This window comes from Pectinatus haikarae (assembly GCF_050916305.1).
Taxonomy (GTDB): domain Bacteria; phylum Bacillota; class Negativicutes; order Selenomonadales; family Selenomonadaceae; genus Pectinatus; species Pectinatus haikarae.
Genome location: NZ_CP116940.1, coordinates 2,932,957 through 2,954,058, shown reverse-complemented (window position 1 = coordinate 2,954,058; position 21,102 = coordinate 2,932,957). Strand labels below are relative to the sequence as shown.

Annotated in this window: 18 protein-coding genes; 7 read left to right on the top strand and 11 right to left on the bottom strand. The window is 40.1% G+C overall.

Annotation, left to right across the window (positions count from 1 at the left end; genetic code table 11):
- Nucleotides 1–210: 210 nt before the first annotated feature.
- The gene (locus NXG61_RS14170; RefSeq protein WP_307224389.1) at nucleotides 211–1,227 is read left to right on the top strand and encodes a Gfo/Idh/MocA family protein; all 1,017 of its coding nucleotides are present in this window, start codon (nucleotides 211–213) and stop codon (nucleotides 1,225–1,227) included.
- A 285-nt stretch (nucleotides 1,228–1,512) separates the two neighbouring features.
- Here the strand turns inward: NXG61_RS14170 and NXG61_RS14165 are convergent, their stop codons facing one another.
- The gene (locus NXG61_RS14165) at nucleotides 1,513–2,358 is read right to left on the bottom strand and encodes an AraC family transcriptional regulator (RefSeq protein WP_307224386.1); all 846 of its coding nucleotides are present in this window, start codon (nucleotides 2,356–2,358) and stop codon (nucleotides 1,513–1,515) included.
- Nucleotides 2,359–2,668: 310 nt separating this feature from the next.
- On the opposite strand from NXG61_RS14165, the gene NXG61_RS14160 reads away from it, so the two are divergent.
- The 3 genes from NXG61_RS14160 to NXG61_RS14150 all read left to right on the top strand — a co-directional run bounded on the left by NXG61_RS14160 (nucleotide 2,669) and on the right by NXG61_RS14150 (nucleotide 6,569).
- Nucleotides 2,669–3,847, top strand: a complete 1,179-nt coding sequence (locus tag NXG61_RS14160; RefSeq protein ID WP_196605586.1) for a Gfo/Idh/MocA family protein — start codon at nucleotides 2,669–2,671, stop codon at nucleotides 3,845–3,847.
- A 154-nt stretch (nucleotides 3,848–4,001) separates the two neighbouring features.
- Nucleotides 4,002–5,402 carry a sugar porter family MFS transporter gene (locus NXG61_RS14155; RefSeq protein WP_196605585.1) on the top strand — a complete coding sequence of 467 codons (1,401 nt, stop codon included), beginning with the start codon at nucleotides 4,002–4,004 and terminating at the stop codon, nucleotides 5,400–5,402.
- 225 nt (nucleotides 5,403–5,627) lie between these two features.
- Nucleotides 5,628–6,569 carry a sugar phosphate isomerase/epimerase family protein gene (locus tag NXG61_RS14150; RefSeq protein ID WP_196605584.1) on the top strand — a complete coding sequence of 314 codons (942 nt, stop codon included), beginning with the start codon at nucleotides 5,628–5,630 and terminating at the stop codon, nucleotides 6,567–6,569.
- A gap of 46 nt (nucleotides 6,570–6,615) precedes the next feature.
- On the opposite strand, the gene NXG61_RS14145 is transcribed toward NXG61_RS14150, so the two are convergent.
- Complete coding sequence (locus NXG61_RS14145; RefSeq protein WP_307224383.1) at nucleotides 6,616–7,503, bottom strand: AraC family transcriptional regulator; 888 nt, start codon at nucleotides 7,501–7,503, stop codon at nucleotides 6,616–6,618.
- A gap of 375 nt (nucleotides 7,504–7,878) precedes the next feature.
- Here NXG61_RS14145 and NXG61_RS14140 point away from each other — a divergent pair, with 375 nt between their 5' ends.
- Both NXG61_RS14140 and NXG61_RS14135 read left to right on the top strand, forming a co-directional pair.
- Nucleotides 7,879–8,730 carry an aldo/keto reductase gene (locus NXG61_RS14140; protein WP_196605582.1) on the top strand — a complete coding sequence of 284 codons (852 nt, stop codon included), beginning with the start codon at nucleotides 7,879–7,881 and terminating at the stop codon, nucleotides 8,728–8,730.
- A gap of 93 nt (nucleotides 8,731–8,823) precedes the next feature.
- Nucleotides 8,824–9,075 carry a hypothetical protein gene (locus tag NXG61_RS14135; protein ID WP_307224381.1) on the top strand — a complete coding sequence of 84 codons (252 nt, stop codon included), beginning with the start codon at nucleotides 8,824–8,826 and terminating at the stop codon, nucleotides 9,073–9,075.
- Nucleotides 9,076–9,092: 17 nt separating this feature from the next.
- Here NXG61_RS14135 and iolE read toward each other — a convergent pair whose 3' ends face one another.
- Together iolE and NXG61_RS14125 are read right to left on the bottom strand one after the other, a co-directional pair.
- The gene (gene iolE / locus NXG61_RS14130) at nucleotides 9,093–9,989 is read right to left on the bottom strand and encodes a myo-inosose-2 dehydratase (protein WP_307224380.1); all 897 of its coding nucleotides are present in this window, start codon (nucleotides 9,987–9,989) and stop codon (nucleotides 9,093–9,095) included.
- A 22-nt stretch (nucleotides 9,990–10,011) separates the two neighbouring features.
- Nucleotides 10,012–11,151: a Gfo/Idh/MocA family protein gene (locus NXG61_RS14125; RefSeq protein ID WP_307224378.1), complete on the bottom strand. Its 1,140-nt coding sequence runs from the start codon at nucleotides 11,149–11,151 to the stop codon at nucleotides 10,012–10,014.
- A gap of 296 nt (nucleotides 11,152–11,447) precedes the next feature.
- Here NXG61_RS14125 and NXG61_RS14120 point away from each other — a divergent pair, with 296 nt between their 5' ends.
- Nucleotides 11,448–12,326, top strand: coding sequence for a helix-turn-helix domain-containing protein (locus NXG61_RS14120; protein ID WP_307224376.1), 879 nt, complete (start codon nucleotides 11,448–11,450; stop codon nucleotides 12,324–12,326).
- A 126-nt stretch (nucleotides 12,327–12,452) separates the two neighbouring features.
- Here the strand turns inward: NXG61_RS14120 and NXG61_RS14115 are convergent, their stop codons facing one another.
- From NXG61_RS14115 to iolC, 7 genes are all read right to left on the bottom strand, one after another.
- Complete coding sequence (locus tag NXG61_RS14115) at nucleotides 12,453–12,671, bottom strand: hypothetical protein (RefSeq protein ID WP_196605581.1); 219 nt, start codon at nucleotides 12,669–12,671, stop codon at nucleotides 12,453–12,455.
- 240 nt (nucleotides 12,672–12,911) lie between these two features.
- Complete coding sequence (locus NXG61_RS14110) at nucleotides 12,912–13,766, bottom strand: sugar phosphate isomerase/epimerase family protein (RefSeq protein WP_307224374.1); 855 nt, start codon at nucleotides 13,764–13,766, stop codon at nucleotides 12,912–12,914.
- A gap of 247 nt (nucleotides 13,767–14,013) precedes the next feature.
- Nucleotides 14,014–14,907, bottom strand: coding sequence for a helix-turn-helix transcriptional regulator (locus NXG61_RS14105; RefSeq protein WP_196605579.1), 894 nt, complete (start codon nucleotides 14,905–14,907; stop codon nucleotides 14,014–14,016).
- Between the two features lie 556 nt (nucleotides 14,908–15,463).
- Nucleotides 15,464–16,891 carry a sugar porter family MFS transporter gene (locus tag NXG61_RS14100; protein WP_307224371.1) on the bottom strand — a complete coding sequence of 476 codons (1,428 nt, stop codon included), beginning with the start codon at nucleotides 16,889–16,891 and terminating at the stop codon, nucleotides 15,464–15,466.
- 383 nt (nucleotides 16,892–17,274) lie between these two features.
- Nucleotides 17,275–19,221 (bottom strand): 3D-(3,5/4)-trihydroxycyclohexane-1,2-dione acylhydrolase (decyclizing), encoded by a 1,947-nt coding sequence (gene iolD, locus NXG61_RS14095; RefSeq protein ID WP_307224369.1) that lies wholly within the window; start codon nucleotides 19,219–19,221, stop codon nucleotides 17,275–17,277.
- A gap of 36 nt (nucleotides 19,222–19,257) precedes the next feature.
- On the bottom strand, nucleotides 19,258–20,055 hold the full coding sequence (locus NXG61_RS14090; protein ID WP_307224366.1) for a 5-deoxy-glucuronate isomerase: 798 nt from the start codon (nucleotides 20,053–20,055) through the stop codon (nucleotides 19,258–19,260).
- The gene (gene iolC, locus NXG61_RS14085; RefSeq protein ID WP_307224364.1) at nucleotides 20,052–21,086 is read right to left on the bottom strand and encodes a 5-dehydro-2-deoxygluconokinase; all 1,035 of its coding nucleotides are present in this window, start codon (nucleotides 21,084–21,086) and stop codon (nucleotides 20,052–20,054) included. Before iolC ends, NXG61_RS14090 begins: the two co-directional genes overlap by 4 nt.
- Between the last annotated feature and the right edge of the window lie 16 nt (nucleotides 21,087–21,102).

Sequence of the window (21,102 nt, the reverse complement as noted above, 5' to 3'; positions counted from 1 at the left end):
TTCAAATATTAGGTTCTTAATTCAGCAGAAAAAATAAAGTATTCCTCGACGGATAATATTATAATAGGTCTGTAAATAAAGGAAAATACTGTACAGGCATAATAAAGCGATAATTTTAAATATCACTTTTATCTATTTATTTATTCAAAATTTATGACATATGGCTGTGACCTGTATATGGTGCGGCAATATATAATGGGAGGTTTCATCATGACAGTAAAAATTGGTGTTATTGGCTGCGGCGCAATAGGCTTGGAGCATATTAAGAGAATAACAAATACCTTATCAGGCGGGAAAATCGTTGCCGTAAATGATATAAACGAGAATAATGCAAAAAAAATTATCGCAGATTTGCATCTGGACGCAAAATTTTATGCCGACGGACATGAACTTATCAGATCGGCGGATGTGGACGCTGTACTTGTGACCTGTTGGGGACCTGCCCATAAAGAATTCGTGCTTGAAGCAGTAAAACAGAAGAAATATGTGTTTTGCGAAAAACCGCTGGCTACAACGGCGGATGACTGTCTTGAAATAGTTGAAGAGGAAATGAAACAAAAAAAACATCTGGTGCAGGTCGGTTTTATGCGCCGTTTTGACGAGGGTTATGTAGCTCTGAAAAAAACAATTGATGAAGGACAGATCGGTGCACCGCTTATACTGCACGCTGCACACCGCAATCCTGCCGTTGATGAAAAATACACTACAGATATGGCTATAAATGATACTATGATTCATGAAATAGATGTACTGCATTGGCTTTTGGATGATGAGTATATATCGGCTCAGGTCATATATCCGCGCAAAACCGGTAATGCCTCCAGCCACTTGGCAGACCCGCAAATTGTTTTAGTGGAGACAAAGAAAGGCATTCGTATCGATGTGGAAATTTTTGTAAACTGCAAATACGGCTATGATATAAAATGCGAAGTAGTCGGTGAAGACGGCATCGCTTATCTGCCCGAACCGGCCACTGTGCAGACGCGGCAGAAAGCAGCGTTGAATCGTCCTATACTCATGGATTGGAAGCAACGATTCATAAAAGCATATGATTACGAAATTCAAGCTTTTATCAATAATATCAACAAGGGACAGAAACTCAACGGTCCAACTTCATGGGATGGCTATGCGGCAGCTTTGACAGCTGATGTCTGCGTACAGGCACAGCAAAATCCCGGCAAAATTCTGCCGATCAAAATGAAGGATCGCCCTGATTTTTATAAATGATCTCCGTCGGCGGCGGACTTTCATTCCATCAGGGAGCAGCAGGCAGAAGATTATGATCTGCTGCGTCCATAGCTGTCTGTCCGCTGAACTGAACGATCTAAGAAGCCAGCAGCAAATAATGCAAAGACAGTCTGATCAGCAATGCATTCTTTAAAATTACCTGCCATTTATATCACCTTAATATTGTCCAGGGAAAATTTTCGACCAAAACAATCGGAAATTTTTCCTGGGCTTTTTTTATGCAATATTTTAAGGACCGTCAGTTTTTCCCCTGTCAGCAAAGAATCAAATTTTTGAATACAGCATGCGGTATTTTCTGGGCGGCAGACCGGTAATTTTGACAAAGATTCCGTTAAAATAGCTTTGGCTGTTGTATCCTACTGTCATAGCGATATCCGTAATATTTTTCCGGGTATCGATCAGCAGCGTCTGTGCTTCGCCGATACGCCGCCGCATAACATACTGCATCGGCGACTGTCCATAAACCTTTTTGAATATATGCGACAAATAATACGTATTGACATGAATGTATCCGGCCAGCATATTCAATTTCAAATTTTCCGTATAATGTATATCCATATATTTTTTTATTTTCTGCGCCAGCTTATTTTCATCCTTGGTATAGTCATGGTCAGAATTTTTTCGGATGATGCCGCATATCAGCACTAATAATGCCCTTAAAAGATAATTGGAGTATTCCTCCGCACTATAATCCTTCATGCTTACAGCATTATACATCAGAAAAAATAATTTCTTTACTTCGGAGAAGTCCTTATCGGTTTTCAAAATAGGATTTTGATTCTTCCCTGTTAGGGTATTGGTTTCAAAATCACGGATCGATAAATTTTGCAAGGCACAGGTGGCAATGCAGAGATTTGTCCCCGCTGATGATTCATCGTGCAAAACACCTGCATTTAAGATTAAAAGATCACCCTTTTCCGTATAATATTTTTTCCCATCAATAATATGTATGCCATAGCCCTCGGTTATGAGAATCAGTTCTACAGTGCTTTCGTGTGAATGCATGGCGCGAGGCATTTCTGTGTATTTGCCTGTGGCCTGATATACGGATATCAGATCGGGATATGTGTTTTCTTTGAAAATGGAATTAAATTTCCCTTTGGTAAACATCGATAAAACTCCTTTAGTTGATATTTGTCATACCATTCATTTAACTGCATGAACAACAATTTTTTTGAATGATTTTTCGGAATACATTATTGTACTGCATTCAGAAAGAAGTAAGTTGGCCTCAAAATATGTGTACAGAACAATATAATGAAATTATCGGCAAAAATCTATTATATCGACAATTTCAAAAGCCTGATAAGATTAAATATTCAGCTTCAATAAAATGCAGAATAGTGAAATTAATCTGAAATGAATTCGTATATAATGATGCTTAAGCTTTAGTACATATTATTGAAAGGAAGTAATAAAAATGCTGAATGGTGAAAAAAGTATTTCCCGGCCTTTACGTTGGGCAATGATCGGCGGAGGCCGCACAGGACAAGTCGGCTATAAACACAGGACAGGTGCATTGCGTGATAATACAGCCTTCCGCCTCGTTGCCGGAGCTTTTGATATTGATCCTGAACGGGGCAGAGATTTTGGTGTGAATCTTGGAGTCGATCCAAGCCGCTGTTATCCCGATTACCAAACAATGTTTGAAGAAGAAGCCAAACGTCCTGACGGTGCAGAAGTGGTTTCCATAGCCACCCCAAACGGTACACATTATGAAATAACAAAAGCCTCATTGAACGCCGGCATGCACGTTATCTGCGAAAAACCACTGTTCTTTGAAATTGCTCAGGTAGAAGAAATAAAAAGACTGGCTGAGCAAAAAAATAAAATAGTCGGTGTTACTTACGGATTCAGCGGTCACCCTATGCTTTTTCAGGCCCGTAAAATGATTGAAAACGGTGAACTGGGTGAAATCCGCATTGTAAGTTTACGCTACACTCACGGATTTTCTGCAACCGAGGATGCAGAAAAATACAGTGAAGCGCAAAAATGGCGCGTAGATCCAAAGATTGCCGGTCCCAGCTTTGTAATAGGTGATTTGTCCACGCATACCTACTATATGTCTCAATTGATGCTGCCTGATCTGAAAATAAAACAGCTGTTATGTGACCGTCAAAGTTTCATAAAAAGCAGGGCTCCGCTTGAAGATAATGTTCATATGCTGATGCACTATGACAATGGTGCAGTAGGTACAGCATGGTTTTCGGCGGTAGATGCAGGTTATATGGAATCTCAAACTATACGTATAGTCGGCTCAAAAGCCAGCATTGAATTCAGTGATTTTCAGCCTAATCGGCTTTTATATCAAATTCAGGGACAACCTTACCAAATACTTTATCATGGCATGCCGTATTTGAAAAAAGAAGGATTAGCTGATGATCGTTTCGGTGCTCTTCACACCGAAGGTCTGGGCGAGTCCTGGGCAAATATTTATCTAAAATTTGCCAGGGCGATTGAGGCTGCGGATCGTAACGATATAAATTTTCTCAGGACGTTCGTTTATCCTGATATAAACGCCGGTCTGGAAGGCGTAAAATGGATACAAAACTGTGTTCGTTCTGCTGACAGCGGTTCTGTCTGGGTGGATTTTCAATAAATAAAATTTTATGCCAAATTCAGGAATTACGATGCATACGATGGAGTGTTTTAGGTAGATTAATCGTGGGTTAAAGTGTTTGTATTGACAGGAGTATCAGATGATCCTCCCAATGATGCTCCTGTTTTTTTTATATATTGAAAGGGGACAGGATATGCAAGAGAAAAATACTTTAAATGCTGATGCCAATAAATCGTTGACGGTAATAATGATCATATCCACTTTCGGCGGACTGTTATTCGGCTACGATACCGGAGTTATTAACGGAGCACTGCCATATATGTCAGCACCGGACCAGTTGAATCTTACTCCATCTACAGAAGGTTTTGTGGTTGCCGGATTATTATTCGGTGCCGCTTTGGGGTCTGTAATAATCGGACAGCTGTCTGATTACATCGGCAGGAGAAAAACTATTCTGTATCTGGCGGTCCTCTTTTTTGCAGCTACTGTGGGATGTACCTTATCACGCAATGCCGGAATAATGATCATCGGCAGATTTTTTCTTGGTATAGCAGTAGGCGGTGCTTCTGTTACGGTGCCAACCTATTTGGCTGAAATGTCTCTGACTGAAAAACGCGGGCGTATGGTCACCCAAAATGAATGGATGATAGTCATCGGACAATTTACTGCATTTATCTGCAATGCCGTTTTAGGTCATTATTTTGGTGACACAGGACATGTATGGCGATACATGCTGATAATAGCTGCTCTGCCAGCGATATTTTTGTTCATAGGAATGTTGAAAATGCCGGAATCACCAAGGTGGTTGATCAATAATGGTAAAATTTCCGAAGCTTTGGGTGTTTTGAAAAAAATACGCTGTTCCAGTGCCGAAGCTGTAGGTGAACTGGAATCTATTAAAAATGCCATAGCAACAGAAAATCACATAAGGAAAATTTCCTGGCGCGAGCTTACTACTCCGTGGGTAAGACGTGTAGTATTTATTGGGATAGGTGTGGCAGCAGCTTCACAGGCTACTGGTGTCAACACGATCATGTTTTACGGTACACAAATTTTAAAGACTTCCGGGTTCAGTACGGAAGCGGCATTGATCGCCAATACTCTGAACGGTCTTATAGCTGTCATAGCCGTTGGCGTTGGCATGTTTCTGGTTGGGAAGGTAAAACGTGTACCGATGTTTTTAATTGGGCTGTCCGGAACAACTTCAGTAATGGCTTGTCTGGCTCTGGTATCCAAATACATGTCTGGTGATCCTCATTTACCTTATGTGGTTCTTGCACTTACCGTGACATTTCTTGCCTTTATGCAGGGGTGCATAGCACCTGTTTTTTGGCTCCTTCTGGCAGAATTCTTTCCGCTGCAGCTGCGGGGGCTGGGAATGGGAGTATGTGTATTTTTTGTCTGGATAGTCAATTTTCTGATAGGTTTATTCTTTCCCATTCTGCTCAATCTTATTGGTCTGTTTTTTACTTTTGCAATTTTCGTTATAATAGGATTATTTTCAATATTTTTTGTAAAAAATTATGTGCCCGAAACTAAAGGAAAAAGTCTGGAAGAAATAGAACTGGCTTTTCGGTCAGGAAGATACAGATGACAATTATGGAAATTTTGTCAAACTTTATGAGGCGCAGTTTAAATTAAATAATGCAGCAGGTTGTTATTTCTGCAATATTTTATAATACTTTGTGGTGTCTGTTCTATATTCATGCTTATAACAGCAAGATATCATTAACACTTAATCAGGCGCTTTGCTATACTAAATAATATCGATAGAATATTACAAGTATATTAATTATTTAAATAACGGAGGTATTAAAAAATGTATTTATCATTATGCACGGACGTTTTAGGAGAGTTGAGCTTTACACAAATGCTTGATAAAGTAAAATCAATGGGGATCGATGCGGTCGAAATGACTGCCGGCGGATGGGGCGGCTGCAGGCATGTTCCTACTGAAGAACTATTGACGGATGACAGTAAATTGAAAGCCTACAAGAAGGAGTTGACCGCCCGCAATATGCGTATTGCTGCCCTGAATTGTTCCGGTAATCAATTATGGCCGACAGAAACAGGCAGTTTTTACAGTAAAAGTATGTATTCTACTGCCGTGCTTGCAGGCAGACTGGGGGTAAAAAAGCTGGTAATGATGTCTGGCCTGCCGGCAGGTGCTCCTGGAGATAAAACTCCAAACTGGATAACATCAACAGTTTCATGGCCTGACTATATGGTGGAAACAGTTCGCTATCAATGGGAAGATATCGCCGTTCCCTGGTGGAAGAATTTCACGGAGCACTGTAAAAATAACGGAATTGAGCAGATTGCTATAGAAGAATTTCCCTGTCAGCTGGTATATAATGCAGAAACATTATGGAAGCTGCGAAATGCGGTAGATCCTATAATTGGCATGAATCTTGATCCATCGCATTTGATAGTAATGGGAGCCGACCCAATAGCCACAGCGCGGGCTTTGAAAGGAGCTCTTTATCATGTGCACGGCAAGGATGCCCGTATAGAAAGAGGTCTATGCGATATTAACGGCCTGCCCGAGTCTAAACCGGTAACTGAATCGGCAAACAGAAGCTGGAATTATGTGGCTGTCGGCTGCGGCAAGGATCTGCAGTGGTGGAAAGAATTTTTCTCCGTTGTCAGAATGATGGGCTATAATGATGCTGTTTCTTTGGAAATGGAAGATCTGACAATGTCAGTGGAAGCAGGACTTCATTCATCTATTGATGCACTGAACCAAACTATCAGTAAATAATATTCCATTCACAGGCTGTAGTTTTTACTGCAGCCTTATTTAGCCATTAAAATTTGGACAACCGGTTTAATTTATTATATTGTTCTATTCCTACATAATAACGCCGGTAATCCAGAGGTGTTTTTCTCACCATTTTTTTGAAGAGAGTATTGAAATAACTATTATTTTCATAACCCACTTCCGCCGCTATTGCCGTTATACTCTTATCTGTGCTGATAAGCAATGACTGAGCTTTTCCGATACGTCTTCGGATAATATATTCCATTGGTGCAAAACCGGTAAAATTTTTAAATTTATGTGACAGATATGAATCGCTCATATTCAGTTTTTCACTCAGACCGTCCAGAGTCAGTGCTTCCAAATAGTGGTCATCTATATATTGTTTTATGCGGATTACCAACTCACTTTCTCTTAGTGAAAAGGCTTTTCTTGTTTTGGGCACCTGACGGGTAATTACCAGCAGCAATGCACTAAGCAAATATTGACATATGTTATCAGCATCGCAGCAGTCATTTGCAAGCTGGCCAATCATTCCTTCAAATATGTTTTTTATAATTTTTCCCTGATCAGAGCAGTGCAAAATCGGTTCAAAGTCATCACTAATAATTTCATTTTCCCGCATATCTGATAGATTTATGTTTTTTACAGCACAGGTATATATACTCATTCCTGTATTGGGATTAGCACATTCATCGTGCAGGACATTATTATTGAAAATCAGCAGATCATTGGCTTTTGTATGATAAAGACCATTTCCGATGCGATGCAGGCCCTGTCCTTCAGATATATATACAAGCTCCAATCGGTCATGATGCGAGTGGAGGACTGTAGGCAGGCTTGTCTGCACAGCATCGGCAAAGCAGGCATACAGCAATTTTGCGTTTTGTTCAAAATCTTGTTTAAACGGTTTTTTTATGTAGTATTGTATAGTCATTTTATCACCCTGAGATTATGATTTTTATATTCAGAGGCTGTCGCAGTCGCGTAATCTGCACATGCAGGTGCGGTAAAGCGGATAATCAATCGTAAAATATGTCTCTGCATACTATATTACAAATTAATTATGGTTTTATCAATCAAAAAATTATCATTTTACATAAAAAAATTGACAAACTTAACACCTCGTATTAACATCATATTATAAATATATTGATAAAAATTAATCAAAATATTTATAATATGATACACAACAGGTATAAGAATGGAGTTGAAATTATAGACTCTCATCCATCCTGTTCTGCTTGTGATGATTTTCGGAATTATTATCTGGCAGAATATGCTGGGGCATTGCAGAGAAAGGGCGATTTACATGCAGAAATTAACAGATTGTTATGAATTATATAATGGGGTTAAGATACCTTGTATTGGTTATGGAACTTGGAAAACACCTGACAGTGCCGCGGAAAAAGCGGTATTGGACGCTCTGAAAATCGGCTATCGCCATATTGACACTGCAGCTATTTATGGTAATGAACAAAGTGTCGGTAGAGCAATAGCAGGCAGCGGTGTGCATCGCAGCGATATTTTTCTCACAAGTAAGCTGTGGAATCATGATCAAGGGTATGAAAACACATTAAAGGCTTTTCATGAATCGCTTAAAAAACTTCAGACTGATTATCTTGATTTATATCTTATACATTGGCCGATAGTAAAGGGACATGAACATGACTGGCAAATAATGATATTGGAAACTTGGCAAGCCTTTGAAAAACTTTATCAGGAAAAATATATACGCGCTGTCGGTGTCAGCAATTTTATGATACGGCACCTGCGTCCGTTGCTTGATCATTGCCGGATCGCGCCCATGGTAGACCAGATAGAGCTGCACCCGGGATTGAATCATGTCGATACGGTTGAATTTGCCCATAAAAATAATATTGTCGTTGAAGGCTGGTCGCCCTTGGCTCATGGTGATATATTCAGGATGCCCGAACTGCAGAGAATGAGTGAAAAATATAGTAAATCTATCGCACAGATATGTCTGCGCTGGGCATTGCAAAAACAGATACTGCCGCTGCCTAAATCCGTAAAACCTGATCGCATAAAAGAAAACGCGCTGATCTTTGACTTTGCACTCAGTGACGGAGATATGGAGCTTCTTAATGAATTGCCGCAGGTACTGGACACTTTGGGAGCTGATCCGGATAAATCTATATACTGATCTGGTTGGTCAGCTGTCTTTTGATAATGCAAAAGAGAAGAGCCTTTCACTTTTTATCTCATATGGCAGCCCGTGGCTTTATCGGAGGCAGAAATGCGCCGGTCTGAAAACACCTCCGCGGTCTTCCTGCTTTCCTTTAAAATGCAAAAAGCACTTCCGCATGACAAGTGGAAGTGCTTTTTGCATCGGCCAACCGGTAAAATCATAATCGTAGGAACAGCGTTGCTGTTTAAATTTTCTCCAGTACTGGTAAAAGAAAAAGGAATACCACAGTTGTCCAACTTAAAGAACCGGCATTCTCTTCACTCACCGCTTATAGCAGCAGAAACTATCAGAGCGGCCTGATTATCGTCTAAAATCAATTATAATCCGGTCGTTTTCCTTATATATGTTCTGGCCCGCACTGCACATTCAAAAGGATTGGCAATGCCCGGATCCTGTTCAGCTTCAACCAGCAGCCATCCCTCATAGCCTGATTTATCCAATATTTCAAATATTTCCGGGAAATTTACACAACCGTCTCCCGGTATGGTAAAACAGCCGGCCAAAACAGCTTTTCTGAATCTGAAACCCTCCTCTTCCGCCTGTTTCATTTTATTCTGCCGTATATCCTTTAAATGAACGTGGCCTATCCTGCTGCTGAATATTTTCGCTGCTTGTACGGCGTTTTCACCCGAGAATGTAAAATGGCCTGTGTCATAGCATAAATATACATACTCCGGATTGGTACTCTCCATCAGGCGCTTTGTTTCTTCCAGTGTCTGTACGACAGTTGCCATGTGATGATGATAACACATTTTAAATCCTCTGTTTTTAGCTATTCTTCCCAGTTTGTCTAACCCGGTGCACAATCGTTTCCATTCTTCACTGGAAGCTGTCGGTTTAAATTTTCCAAACATAGATTTTTCAGAGGAAAACAGACAGCGGGTCAGTTCACATACATTTACCCGTTTTGCATTGAATTTTTTCAGAAAATCAAGTGTTTTAACAAATTCTCTCTCATTTTCCTCATAGGAAACCGAGCACAGATATGAGCTGAACCATTGACTGGAAATGTGTATGCCGCGCATATTCAACGCTTTGCGCAGTATCTCTGGCTCCGCAGGAAACTTTCCACCTACCTCAGTTCCTTCAAATCCCGCTAAAGCAATTTCACTGGCGCATTGCTCAAACGATATGTCACCGCCTAATGAAGGCATATCGTCATTACTCCAACCTATCGGCGCTATGCCTAAGTGAATTTTTCTGTTTTCAAACATGTTTGCGCCTCCCGCATGAACTTTATTTACCGGCATATACTTTTTCCCATTGCCTTGAATTTACAGATCTCAGTACAGCCGCAATAACAGCGTCCACCTTAGCTCCAAAAGCAAAGTTGCTTATATAGTCTGTTCCTCTGGTCAGTGCCGACAGCAAAGTATGCGCTTCAATGATCTTCATATCATTAAAGGCAATTGCAATTCCCGGTGCAGGCTGAAATGCCGAATAACCTTCGTGATACGGATTCAAAAGTACATTTCTGAACCCCATATCCCTTCCTTCGTCCTTCTTGAAATAAACATTCACCTCACACATTCTTTCCAGATTATAGACTACACTTCCCTCAGTTCCCTGAATTTCATATGCAAAATAATTTTTGCGTCCAGTCGCCACCCGGCTGGCCCCGACAGTTCCTATTGCTCCATTTTCATATCTGACCATGAAGCCAATAACATCTTCATTTTCCACTCTGGCTTTTTCGCAGGAGTCCGTTTTTACGGGTCTTTCCGGTATAACCGTGGAGGACACACCATTAACCTCCCGAATATTTCCTAAAATCATTTGCAACACACTCAGTAAATGACTCGCCAAATCACCTAAAGCGCCCGAACCGGCAAATTTATTTATATGCCGCCAGGTAATTGGAATATTTGGGTCCAACAGCATATCCTGATCATAAGTCCCCTCAACTCTCACAATTTTTCCCAATTTGCCCGTTTGAACCAATTCTTTGACATACTGATTGGCAGGATTCATTAAATTATTAAATGCCACATAATTAACGACTCCTTTTTCCTGTGCCAATGCAGATAATTGTTCAGACTGTTCCCAGGAAAGTGTAAGCGGTTTCTCGCAGAACACGTGTTTACCATTTTCCAGTGCTGTTCTGGCCATTTCATAATGCATACTGTTTGGGGTAGCTATATCCACCAAATCAACGTCAGGATCCGACACCAGATTTCTCCAATCTGCAGTATATCGTTTATACCCAAATTTTTTCTGTACAGTCTTTAATTTTTCTTCATTGACATCTGATACAATTTCAAATACTGGTATTCCCGTATCTTCCTCGTAAATTCTTTGAACGTTTTGCATGGAGGTGGCATGCACCTGTCCGATCCATCCAGCGCCGCCGATAGTTCCGATTCTTATCTGTTTCATTTTTAACACTCCTTTTCTGCTCAGTAATTACCATTCTGATATTCCCGTCGCTGCAAGCGGTCAATTAGAGAAGCTGATACCTTTATTCAGTCAGCCGTTCCCAAGGAATGGACAATCCCGCGCATAACATTTTTTAAACTTCATTTACATAGGACAAAATCTTGCCTGAAACTAAAAACTTATTTATTAAATTACTCTAGCAGCTGTTTTTATTTTACAATATATCTATACACTAATCAGTCTAATAACTTGGCTTAAAAGTTACATTTCTTGCTCAATAATCAGGAGATGACATTATGAATTCAAATGAAAATAATTTTTCCCAAAAAGGAATCATAAAAAAAGAAACCGGTATATCAGAAAAGCAGGGAATATATTTCTATGAAGCATCAGATTTCACAAAAAAGATTCATCACTATGTCCTGTGGGGAGCCGAATATCATTGTAATTCGCAATATAAGGTAATCAGAAAACATTTAGATTGCTTTATCTTGTTTTGGGTAAAATATGGCAGTCTTACTTTCAAGTATCGTAACAGACATTTTACAGCCAATGAAAATGAAATGGTCTTGCTGGACTGTAAATATGAAAATGTCTATTATGTAGAAAACACTACTGTTTTCAAATGGTTTCATTTTTCTGGCGGACTTTCCCAAAAGCTTTGCGACGAATTGTATGAAAAATGCGGAAGTCTTTTTATCAGAGAACGTACTTGCAAGGCTCAGCATAATTTCAACAGTATTTTTGAGCTGCTGACCTGTGATATAAATATCATGAACGAGAATAAAATATCCACCCTTATTTACGAATTACTCTGCTCATTTTTCTATATCCAGAATAATCAAGAAAACATACTTTCAAATGAGATAAAAAAAGCCGTATGGTATATAAACCAGTATTTCAATAAATCCCTGGATCTGAAACAGCTGAGTCATTTAACAAACCTCAGTGTGTATCACTTCTGCCGTGTTTTTAAAAGAGAAACCGGATTTTCTCCGCATAAATATATTATGAATATTCGTATAATAAGGGCTAAAGAAAAACTTGTTGAAACATCACTGTCTATAGAAGAAGTAGCGTTTTTCTGCGGTTTCAGCAGCAGATCTCATTTTATCCGTTCATTTATTAAATACGCTAATTTGACTCCCGGTCAGTTTAGAAAAATGAGATTATAACATATTTCTGGCATATATTGGTATATATGGAAAACGGCAAAACAAAAGAGACGGAATAATTATCCCGTCCCTCACATTTTCCTGCATTATAATTATACAAAACCGTCTGAAGCCAAAGTCAGAGTTCTACTTATTTGCACAGGCGCGCCGATAAACGACACTTTCAGCATCATCTGCAGCTTCATCGCCTGACAAGGCCAGCATACTGCCTATATAGCTTATTACGAAACTGCTGCCCATCAGGATAACAGCTGCTGCCAGCATGATCCATGAGCCAGATATCAATGAAAGAATCACACCACCGACGAGTGTAATTCCAGTAAATAACAATGTCAGATTTTTCATTTCCTATCCCTCCTCCGTTACTTGCCATCAGTATAGCATATTAATTATCGGTGTCAATGAGTTTGCCCGAAGCTTTTATATTAAAAATTATTAGTTTTATCTATAAATTATGAAAAAATAAATAGAAAAGACTCATTATCGATGCATCTGATATAGAATGCACCGACAATGAGCCTTTTATAACTCAGTAATAAATGAATGCCCATTTTTACTAAGCCTGTATGATACTTATAAAAATTCTCAAAACCAACCCTTTTCGATCATGTTGATCTTATTGATAATCGATTTTGATTTTTCCATGCCAATACGGTATACGTCATCGGGATCCATTTGGTAATATTCAGGACGGAACAATTCCAGAGAAACCACATCTTCTTTCCAGCCGATTTTTTTCAGCGTGCGGAAAATCTTTCCTAATTTAATACATCCGTCTCCCGGCCACACACGGTCCTCATCTAAAAGCACACCTATCTGAAAATCCTCAGTATCATTCAGATGAACAACAAAAATTTTCTGTCCGTCTGCCTTTTCCAAATCCTCTATTTTGGATGCCATTCCATGAAAATGAAAACAATCAAGAGTGATACCAAGATTTTTTTTATCAATTTCCTCAATTATTGAGTAAGCCTGACCAAAAGTGTTTATTGATGCTGCCTGATGACCGATAAATTCCACCGACAGCCGCATGTTATAATCAGCTGCCAGATCTGCCATTTCACTGAGGCATTTTACTGCTGATTTGCGTATCTGAGTGCGAGTGGTTTTTTTAAGGTCCACAGTCGGAACTGTTATAATCGTATTGCAGCCGATTTTGTTGCCCACTTCGCACATATACTTCAGCTCATCCAGGACCTTTTGATATTCTTCCGGTGTACGATTGTTGAAAAAGCACAATGTATTGAAAGCCAGCGGTTTTACTTTATGTGTTTTAAAATATTCGGCCAGATCATCAATGCTGTGTTTTTTCAGGTAATTCGGCAGACTGTCCATAGTGCGAATTTCAATATAGTCATATTTATATTTTTCGCATAATTCCAAATCTTTTTTTAAAGAAGATTTTTCTAAAGCTGTAGCTTCATTCATACCTAATTTCATAACTAAAGGACTCCCTTCATTATTGTAACTGTATGTTTTTATACTTGTATTATAGGCTTTTTGTGGGAAAATAACTTGCAGTATCTCGCACGTTCATCAGAACCGCAGGCCTGAAATATATATACTTTTTAAGTCCGTAAAATAAAAATATCAATATCTGGCATCATAATAAATAACTCATTTCAGAAACCGTAACGGAGCTGCTTTGGGCATCGAAAAATATAAGAAGCAAGTTGACTATGGAATATCAGAGCTTATCCTGATTCAATGCATCAAGCTTTCTGTATTGTTCCTTGCCGACCCAGTATCGTCTGTATTCCAGTGGGGTCATGCCGATAATTTTTTTAAACAGCATATTAAAGTAACTGGTATTTTCATAGCCGGCCACAGCACCTATTTCGGTGATGCTTTCGTCAGAACTTATCAGAAGAGTCTGTGCTTTTCCCATACGTCTGCGTGTTATGTATTGTACAGGAGAAAAACCTGTTACCTTTTTAAATTTATGTGAGAGAAAGGATTCACTGATATGCAGTTTTTCACACAACGAATCAAATGTCAGCTTTTCAGAATAATGCGTATCAATATATGATTTTACTTCGATGATCAATTCGTTGTCTTCTGTATTTTTTTTGTCTGCCTCAAAGGGAATTTGATTCATAATCATGCATAAAAGTGCATCCATCAAATATTGACATATAAGCTCTGCGCCTTCTCGGTTATTGGATAAATGATATTTCATCTGCCGAAAGATATCTTCTACACACCAGCTGATATCGCCGCATTTCAATATCGGGCTGACAGTTTGGGGGATAAGCCAGTTCTCCGGCAGAGTATTGATTTTCAGGCCTTTTACGGCGCAATTGAAAAAACCCATGCCTATATCAGGCCTGGCCATTTCGTCATGCAGAACATTGCTGTTGAATACTGATATATAACCAGCCTGAGTATGATAAAGATTATTGCCTATGCGGTGGATTCCTTCACCTTTATATACGTAGACCAATTCCAGACGATCATTGTGTGAGTGCAGCAGTGAAGGATAATTTGCCTGACTTTCATCCGCCTCACATACGTATAGCAATCGTATATCCTTTTCAATGCCCGGTTGAAAATCTTTTTTTATATAATGCTGTACTGTCAATTTTTTTACCTCTTTAGATGTTAGCTGTTCTATTTCAATGGATGCTTCTGCATACTTGTCCGAAGAAATATCTGCAAAACTGTTTTTAGTTATTATACCTGATTATTATTGAAAAATGCAAAAAGCCTTCTATAATTAAAATTCATAACCATAGAAGGCTCTCTACTTGTAAATTAACGATTTATATTCGATGTAATTGTTTTTTATACTTAAATCATTCACCAAAGCAATTGTATATATGATGAAACAATCAATAATGAAAAATCAGCTGCCAAGTGCAGTTCCTTTGTTTTCAATCAATGTTTTAAAATATTATAATATATATTAGAAAGTTTAAAATGGGTCCTGGTGCATATTCAAACAAATAAAATTGCTTTTATATCGGCCTCCCCTATATCCTGCTCTGGATATATTGTATTTTGAAGCTGATAAGCTTCCCTCGATAATTGTAAATCTTGATATTATATAAACGCGTGATAAAATCGGTACGCTAAAACTCTCACTCAACATTACTGAACAGATAATATTATCGCAGCAGATATATTTATAGTAAAATTCAAATTCTTTCTATATATTGCTTAGCTTTTTCTTCATCCGTAGCACCATAGGCTCTGAAATCTTCTTCGATTTTTTCAAGCGAACGTCCCTTGGTTTCAGGAACCCAAAGTTTCACGAAAATAAGCGCGACTACTCCGATGCAGGCAAAAGTATAAAATGTTCCAGAAAGTCCCACTATTGACAGCAGTACAGGGAAAGTCAGACCTATTACGAAGTTGGTAAGCCACATGCATAGAACAGCAACACCCATGCCCATGCCGCGCAGACGCATCGGAAAAACTTCAGAGAGAAGCAGCCAAGTAGTCGGTGCTATCAGGCCCTGGTTGCACATCATAAACATTACAGTCATAAAAAGAATAAAATATGGGAAAAATGCTTCATGCGAAAACAGCAGGCTTGAGGTGCCGATAATGATATGGCAGATCATAGTGGTGATAAAACCCAGCATCAGTAATTTGCGAACACCGTGGCTTTTCATCAGATAAATGCCCTGATAGGTTGCGATTACTGAAATGATGCCGTTTGCTATATTTCCGACGATGGCAGCATTTGTACTGAAACCGGCATTCTGCAGTATTTGTGTGCCATAATACATAACGGAATTGACACCGCCGAATTGATTACACATTGCGATGCCGATTGCTATAAACACAATTCGGCGCACCCAGGGAACGCCTAATTCACTGAGCTTTACTTCCTTTTTTGAACTTTCTTTTTCAATGTTTGTCTGAATTTCTTCAAGTTCTGCTACAGCCTGTTTCTCGTCACGCACCTTTTTTAGGACCTCTAATGCTTCCCCAATTCTGCCCTGCCGTACCATCCAGCGCGGACTTTCCGGCATTCGGTACATACCGACGAACAGACAGACCGCAGGAATAGTGGCTATTGAAAGCATCCAGCGCCAAATGTGACCTGCTTCGCCAAAGGAAACTGCCAAAATAGCATTCATTACAAATGCCAGTAATTGTCCTGATACTATCATCAATTCATTTTGAGTAACTAGACGACCCCGCCCTTCTACCGGTGACATTTCTGATAAGTAAGCAGGGACTGTGACAGATGCACCGCCGACAGCAATTCCAAGTAAGAAACGAAAAGCCACAATGACTTCAAAACTGGGGGACAGAGCACAGCCTATAGTTGATAAGAAAAATATTACCGACAAAATAAGAAGCATTTTGCGACGTCCCTTGGCATCTGCGATACGTCCACCGAAGAAGGCCCCCAATGCCGCCCCGAAAAGCAGGCTGCTGGCGACCATTCCCTCTCTGGCCGGAGTCAGATTCAGTTGATCGGGCCTTGACATAAACGGCAGAGCACCGTTTATGACACCTGTATCATAACCAAACAATATAGCACCGAAAGTTGCGGAAAAAGCAATTTTTTTAAGAAATGCATGTCCTTGATCATTTATGTGAGTAGACATCTTTTATCCTCCCATTAGTAAAACATTTTCATTTTTTGATGAGCTGCTGATATAGTTTAATCCCATAGCGGATATTTTTGAAAGAGTATGCGTTATGGGTAAACTTTCTATTTATAAATGTGCGTTTTTATAGGAATAATACTTAACTGAGCAATGAGATATGTCTTGCAATTAAATTTATAAATTGAGTTTTGAGATTTGAGTATGCATTATATGAAGTAAAATATTCATTTTTATCACACGCAATAACCACTATAATTAGTAATGACTTTTTAAAATTTAAAATATTATTTGTCTTATCTGAAAATAACAATTATTAATACTGAAATCTGTTCTGGTCATATGGTCGGATATACTTAAGTATAAGCATATCCGACTCATGTTTAATATTTTCTTGCTTCATCTATTTTCAAGGAAATTTCTTTATATACCTTGCGAATGCGCTGATTTTTAGACGTCTGTGCCACACCCACACGCCACCAAGAGCCGTATTTGTGGACCATGGTCTTTGGAAGTACTTTTATATCTATAAGTGTTGAAACAGTCTGCTTCGCGGCATCCTCCAGAGCTTCTTTCAATTCATCGGCAGTCGTGACTTTATATGTTTTACAGCCGTAGGAAGCTGCGTTCATGGCAAAGTCTATCGGCACCAGTCCGCCGGTGAGCTTATTTGTCTTTTCGTCACGAAATCTGAATTCAGTGCCAAAACTGTCCATGCCATGTTCCATTTCAAGATTATTAATACAGCCAAATGCCATGTTGTCAAATAAAATGATATTTATCTTTTTATGCTCCTGTATGGAGGTTGGCAGTTCAGAATGAAGCATCATGTAAGAACCGTCCCCGACGAAGCTGTATACTTCTTTATCCGGCTCTGCCAGCTTTACGCCGAGCGCCGCATTTACTTCGTATCCCATGCAGGAGAAACCATACTCAACATGATAACTGTTTTGTTCCTTCACCCGCCATGCCCTCTGCAGATCACCTGGCAGCGAACCTGAAGAACCGACCACGACATAATCATTTTTCATGAAATCATTCAATACACCTAAAGCGTAAGATTGAGTGAGATAAGAACCGGTGATATTATGAACCTCTTCAAATACCTTTTCGCGGTCAAGATGGTCATCAATTTCAGGAACAAATCCTTTGCCTGTATATTCAACACCGTAAACACGATCTATTTCTGTGTTATATTCTTCCTTTGCCGCAGCTATTTCACTTGTATAAGTGCTTTTATAACCTCCGGTTTTTTCCAAAGTTTCACTTATTGCCTCCAGTGCAGCTTTGGCATCTGCCACTACCTGTATGCCGTCCAGCTTATAAGCATGGAATTCAGATACATTTATATTAAGAAATTTTACATCGGGATTCTGAAACAGCCATTTGGAGGATGTAGTAAAGTCCGTATAGCGTGTTCCTACACCGATTACCAGGTCAGCCTTTTTGGCGATCACATTGGCGGCCAGACCGCCTGTTTCACCAATGCCGCCCAGATTCATCTCATCATCCCAGACTATAGCGCCGCGTCCCGCCTGAGTTTCACCGAAGGGAATATTGAACTTATGGGCAAAGTTCCTGAACTCTTCCCATGCTTCGGAATATTTCACTCCGCCTCCGCAGATCAGTATGGGGTTTTTATGGGATCTTATCGCCTTAACGGCATCTTCGATCATTGCTTTTGTCGGCGGACGGCGATCAATGCGATGAACACGTTTGGTGAAGAAATATTCCGGATAATCATAGGCTTCACCCTCCACATCCTGCGGCAGAGCAATGGTAACGGCTCCTGTATCTGCAGGATCGGTCAAAACACGCATAGCGCTGATACAGGCAGACATAAGCTGCTCCGGCCGTGCTATTCTGTCCCAGTATTTGCTTACTGCTCTGAATGCGTCGTTCGTACTGATCGAAAGATCCGACGGTTGTTCCATTTGCTGCAGTACCGGGTCAGGCTGGCGGGTAGCGTAAACATCTCCGGGCAGAAAAAGCACCGGTATGCAGTTTGCCGTGGCGGTAGCCGCCGCCGTCACCATATTTGCGGCTCCTGGGCCGACAGAAGAGGTGCAGGCGTAAATCTGTTTTCTGAGTTTTTGTTTTGCATAGCCCATTGCCGCATGCGCCATACCCTGTTCGTTGCGTCCCTGATGCACTGTCAATTCTCCCGGATCTTCTTCCAGCGCCTGTCCAAGCCCAATTACATTACCGTGTCCGAAAATAGTGAAAATCCCTTTGAACATTCTGTTTTCTTTTCCGTCGAACTCAATGTACTGATTATTTAAAAATTTTACCAGTGCCTGAGCCATAGTCAGACGAATTGTTTTTGCCATTGATTAGATTCATCCTCTCATTCATATTTCGCCGAATTATTTATCCGGCCAGATTTTGACATCTTCAGCCAAAAGCCATGTGTGCTCACTGTCGTCAGTACGGGTTTTTACCCATGGGTTGCCCGGCAGATGCCTTATCATCCAGCTGTACCACATAACGTAGCCTGGTGCTGCAGTCTGCGGATGCGTCTGTCCGCCGGGGACGGCGCACCAGCTGTTATGGGCAATTTTAAAAGCGTCATCGCCGATAAAACAGCCGCCGAAGCCTTGCGGTTTGTCAAATTTATAGGTATATACCTCCGGCTGCGGATGAAAATGAGGTATATAGCTGGTCCAGCGTCCAGGCTTATTAATTATCTCTCCGTTTACCATATTGGAATACGGTGCATTTTCATAGTCGAATATGGTACGGACAGTCCTTTCCGCGCAGCCGCCCCACTGTCCCTTGCCAAAGATATCACACTGTACATCTTTGGGATAGTAAAATTTGGCGGTAAAATTTCTGTCATTTTCTGTTTTTTGAATTAACATTTCGGCATCATTCAAAGCTTTTATGGATACCTTTACTCCGGACGGGACATGCAGACAGTAAGGATTTTCATCAAACAGTGAAGTCCTTTTCATCTTTTCCGTATGCGCTTCCCAGGAAATTTCTACTTCACCGGTAAGAATCACATAGGCTGTTTCTTTTCCCTTTTCCTCAAAGAAAATTGCGTCATTTTTATTCATGACCTGATAGCCTATATCCATCATCATATTGCTGTCGCATGTGACCATGCTGTTGTAGCCATGCTGCAGAGTTCTTCCCAAACGGCCGAATTTTTCTTCACTCATAATACAACCTTCCAATCTACAGGCGTTATCACTTGTTCATCTTTACGTTCATTGATAAATTTGTCAATGGATACTATATCCTGCATAGCTTCGGAACAACTGTGGCTGGCCACGACCATTGCCGCATGTGCCGTAGCGTGGCGCAGGCATTCCGGCAGTTCCCAATGCTCCAGCAGTCCATAAATAAACGCTGAACCATAAGCATCTCCGCCGCCAAAGGATTTCAGAAGTTTCACCTTATAGGAATTTACCTTATAAGCTTTTCCGTCTGCTCCGTAAGCTACAGATCCTTTTTTTCCGTGCTTTATTATGACTATTTTATTGCCCAATGCTATATATTTATCGGCTATTTCATAGTCTGATACGCTGTTGTTTCCATATTGTAAATTTTCAGTAAGATCAAATTCTTCTCTTGACCCCATAATGACATCACTCATCTGAGCTGCCAGTGAATAATATATGCTCACTTCTGACAGGCTTTTCCAATTATACGGCCGGTAATCTATGTCGAAAATCACCTTTGTATTATGTTTTTTGGCATATCGAATAGCCATAAAGCATGCTTCGCGGGAAGGACTGGCTGCAAGTGCTGTTCCCGAAACCAATAAAATTTTGCTGTTCTTTATATATTCCTCTGATATATCTTCAGGTGAAACAGCAAAATCTGCCGCCATATTGCGATACATCAAAATCTGACTGTCGGTGGGGCTGGATATTTCAGTGAATGTCAGCCCAAGTTTTTCGCCGTTTTTGGCCCTTATGATCTGACTTGTATCAATATTTCTGTTTTTAAAAAAATTTTCAATAAAGGTGCCGAATTGATCATCAGAAACGGCACCGATAAAGCCTGACTTCTTGCCGAGTGCTGCCATGCCGACTGCTATATTGGCAGGACTTCCGCCTAAATACATGGTAAAGGTGCGAACCTGGTCGAGTGTTCTGTTCAATTCATTGGGATTGAAATCTATAGCTGCCCGTCCCATTGGGATTATATCCATTGGTTTTGATTTATCAAATTCTAACAGAGCCATTTTTTATCTCCCTTTG

Coding starts and splice junctions, on each gene's coding strand:
- NXG61_RS14170 (WP_307224389.1), top strand. CDS start 211: ATGACAGTAAAAATTGGTGTTATTGGCTGCGGCGCAATAGGCTTGGAG.
- NXG61_RS14165 (WP_307224386.1), bottom strand. CDS start 2,358: ATGTTTACCAAAGGGAAATTTAATTCCATTTTCAAAGAAAACACATAT.
- NXG61_RS14160 (WP_196605586.1), top strand. CDS start 2,669: ATGCTGAATGGTGAAAAAAGTATTTCCCGGCCTTTACGTTGGGCAATG.
- NXG61_RS14155 (WP_196605585.1), top strand. CDS start 4,002: ATGCAAGAGAAAAATACTTTAAATGCTGATGCCAATAAATCGTTGACG.
- NXG61_RS14150 (WP_196605584.1), top strand. CDS start 5,628: ATGTATTTATCATTATGCACGGACGTTTTAGGAGAGTTGAGCTTTACA.
- NXG61_RS14145 (WP_307224383.1), bottom strand. CDS start 7,503: ATGACTATACAATACTACATAAAAAAACCGTTTAAACAAGATTTTGAA.
- NXG61_RS14140 (WP_196605582.1), top strand. CDS start 7,879: ATGCAGAAATTAACAGATTGTTATGAATTATATAATGGGGTTAAGATA.
- NXG61_RS14135 (WP_307224381.1), top strand. CDS start 8,824: ATGCGCCGGTCTGAAAACACCTCCGCGGTCTTCCTGCTTTCCTTTAAA.
- iolE (WP_307224380.1), bottom strand. CDS start 9,989: ATGTTTGAAAACAGAAAAATTCACTTAGGCATAGCGCCGATAGGTTGG.
- NXG61_RS14125 (WP_307224378.1), bottom strand. CDS start 11,151: ATGAAACAGATAAGAATCGGAACTATCGGCGGCGCTGGATGGATCGGA.
- NXG61_RS14120 (WP_307224376.1), top strand. CDS start 11,448: ATGAATTCAAATGAAAATAATTTTTCCCAAAAAGGAATCATAAAAAAA.
- NXG61_RS14115 (WP_196605581.1), bottom strand. CDS start 12,671: ATGAAAAATCTGACATTGTTATTTACTGGAATTACACTCGTCGGTGGT.
- NXG61_RS14110 (WP_307224374.1), bottom strand. CDS start 13,766: ATGAAATTAGGTATGAATGAAGCTACAGCTTTAGAAAAATCTTCTTTA.
- NXG61_RS14100 (WP_307224371.1), bottom strand. CDS start 16,891: ATGTCTACTCACATAAATGATCAAGGACATGCATTTCTTAAAAAAATT.
- iolD (WP_307224369.1), bottom strand. CDS start 19,221: ATGGCAAAAACAATTCGTCTGACTATGGCTCAGGCACTGGTAAAATTT.
- NXG61_RS14090 (WP_307224366.1), bottom strand. CDS start 20,055: ATGAGTGAAGAAAAATTCGGCCGTTTGGGAAGAACTCTGCAGCATGGC.
- iolC (WP_307224364.1), bottom strand. CDS start 21,086: ATGGCTCTGTTAGAATTTGATAAATCAAAACCAATGGATATAATCCCA.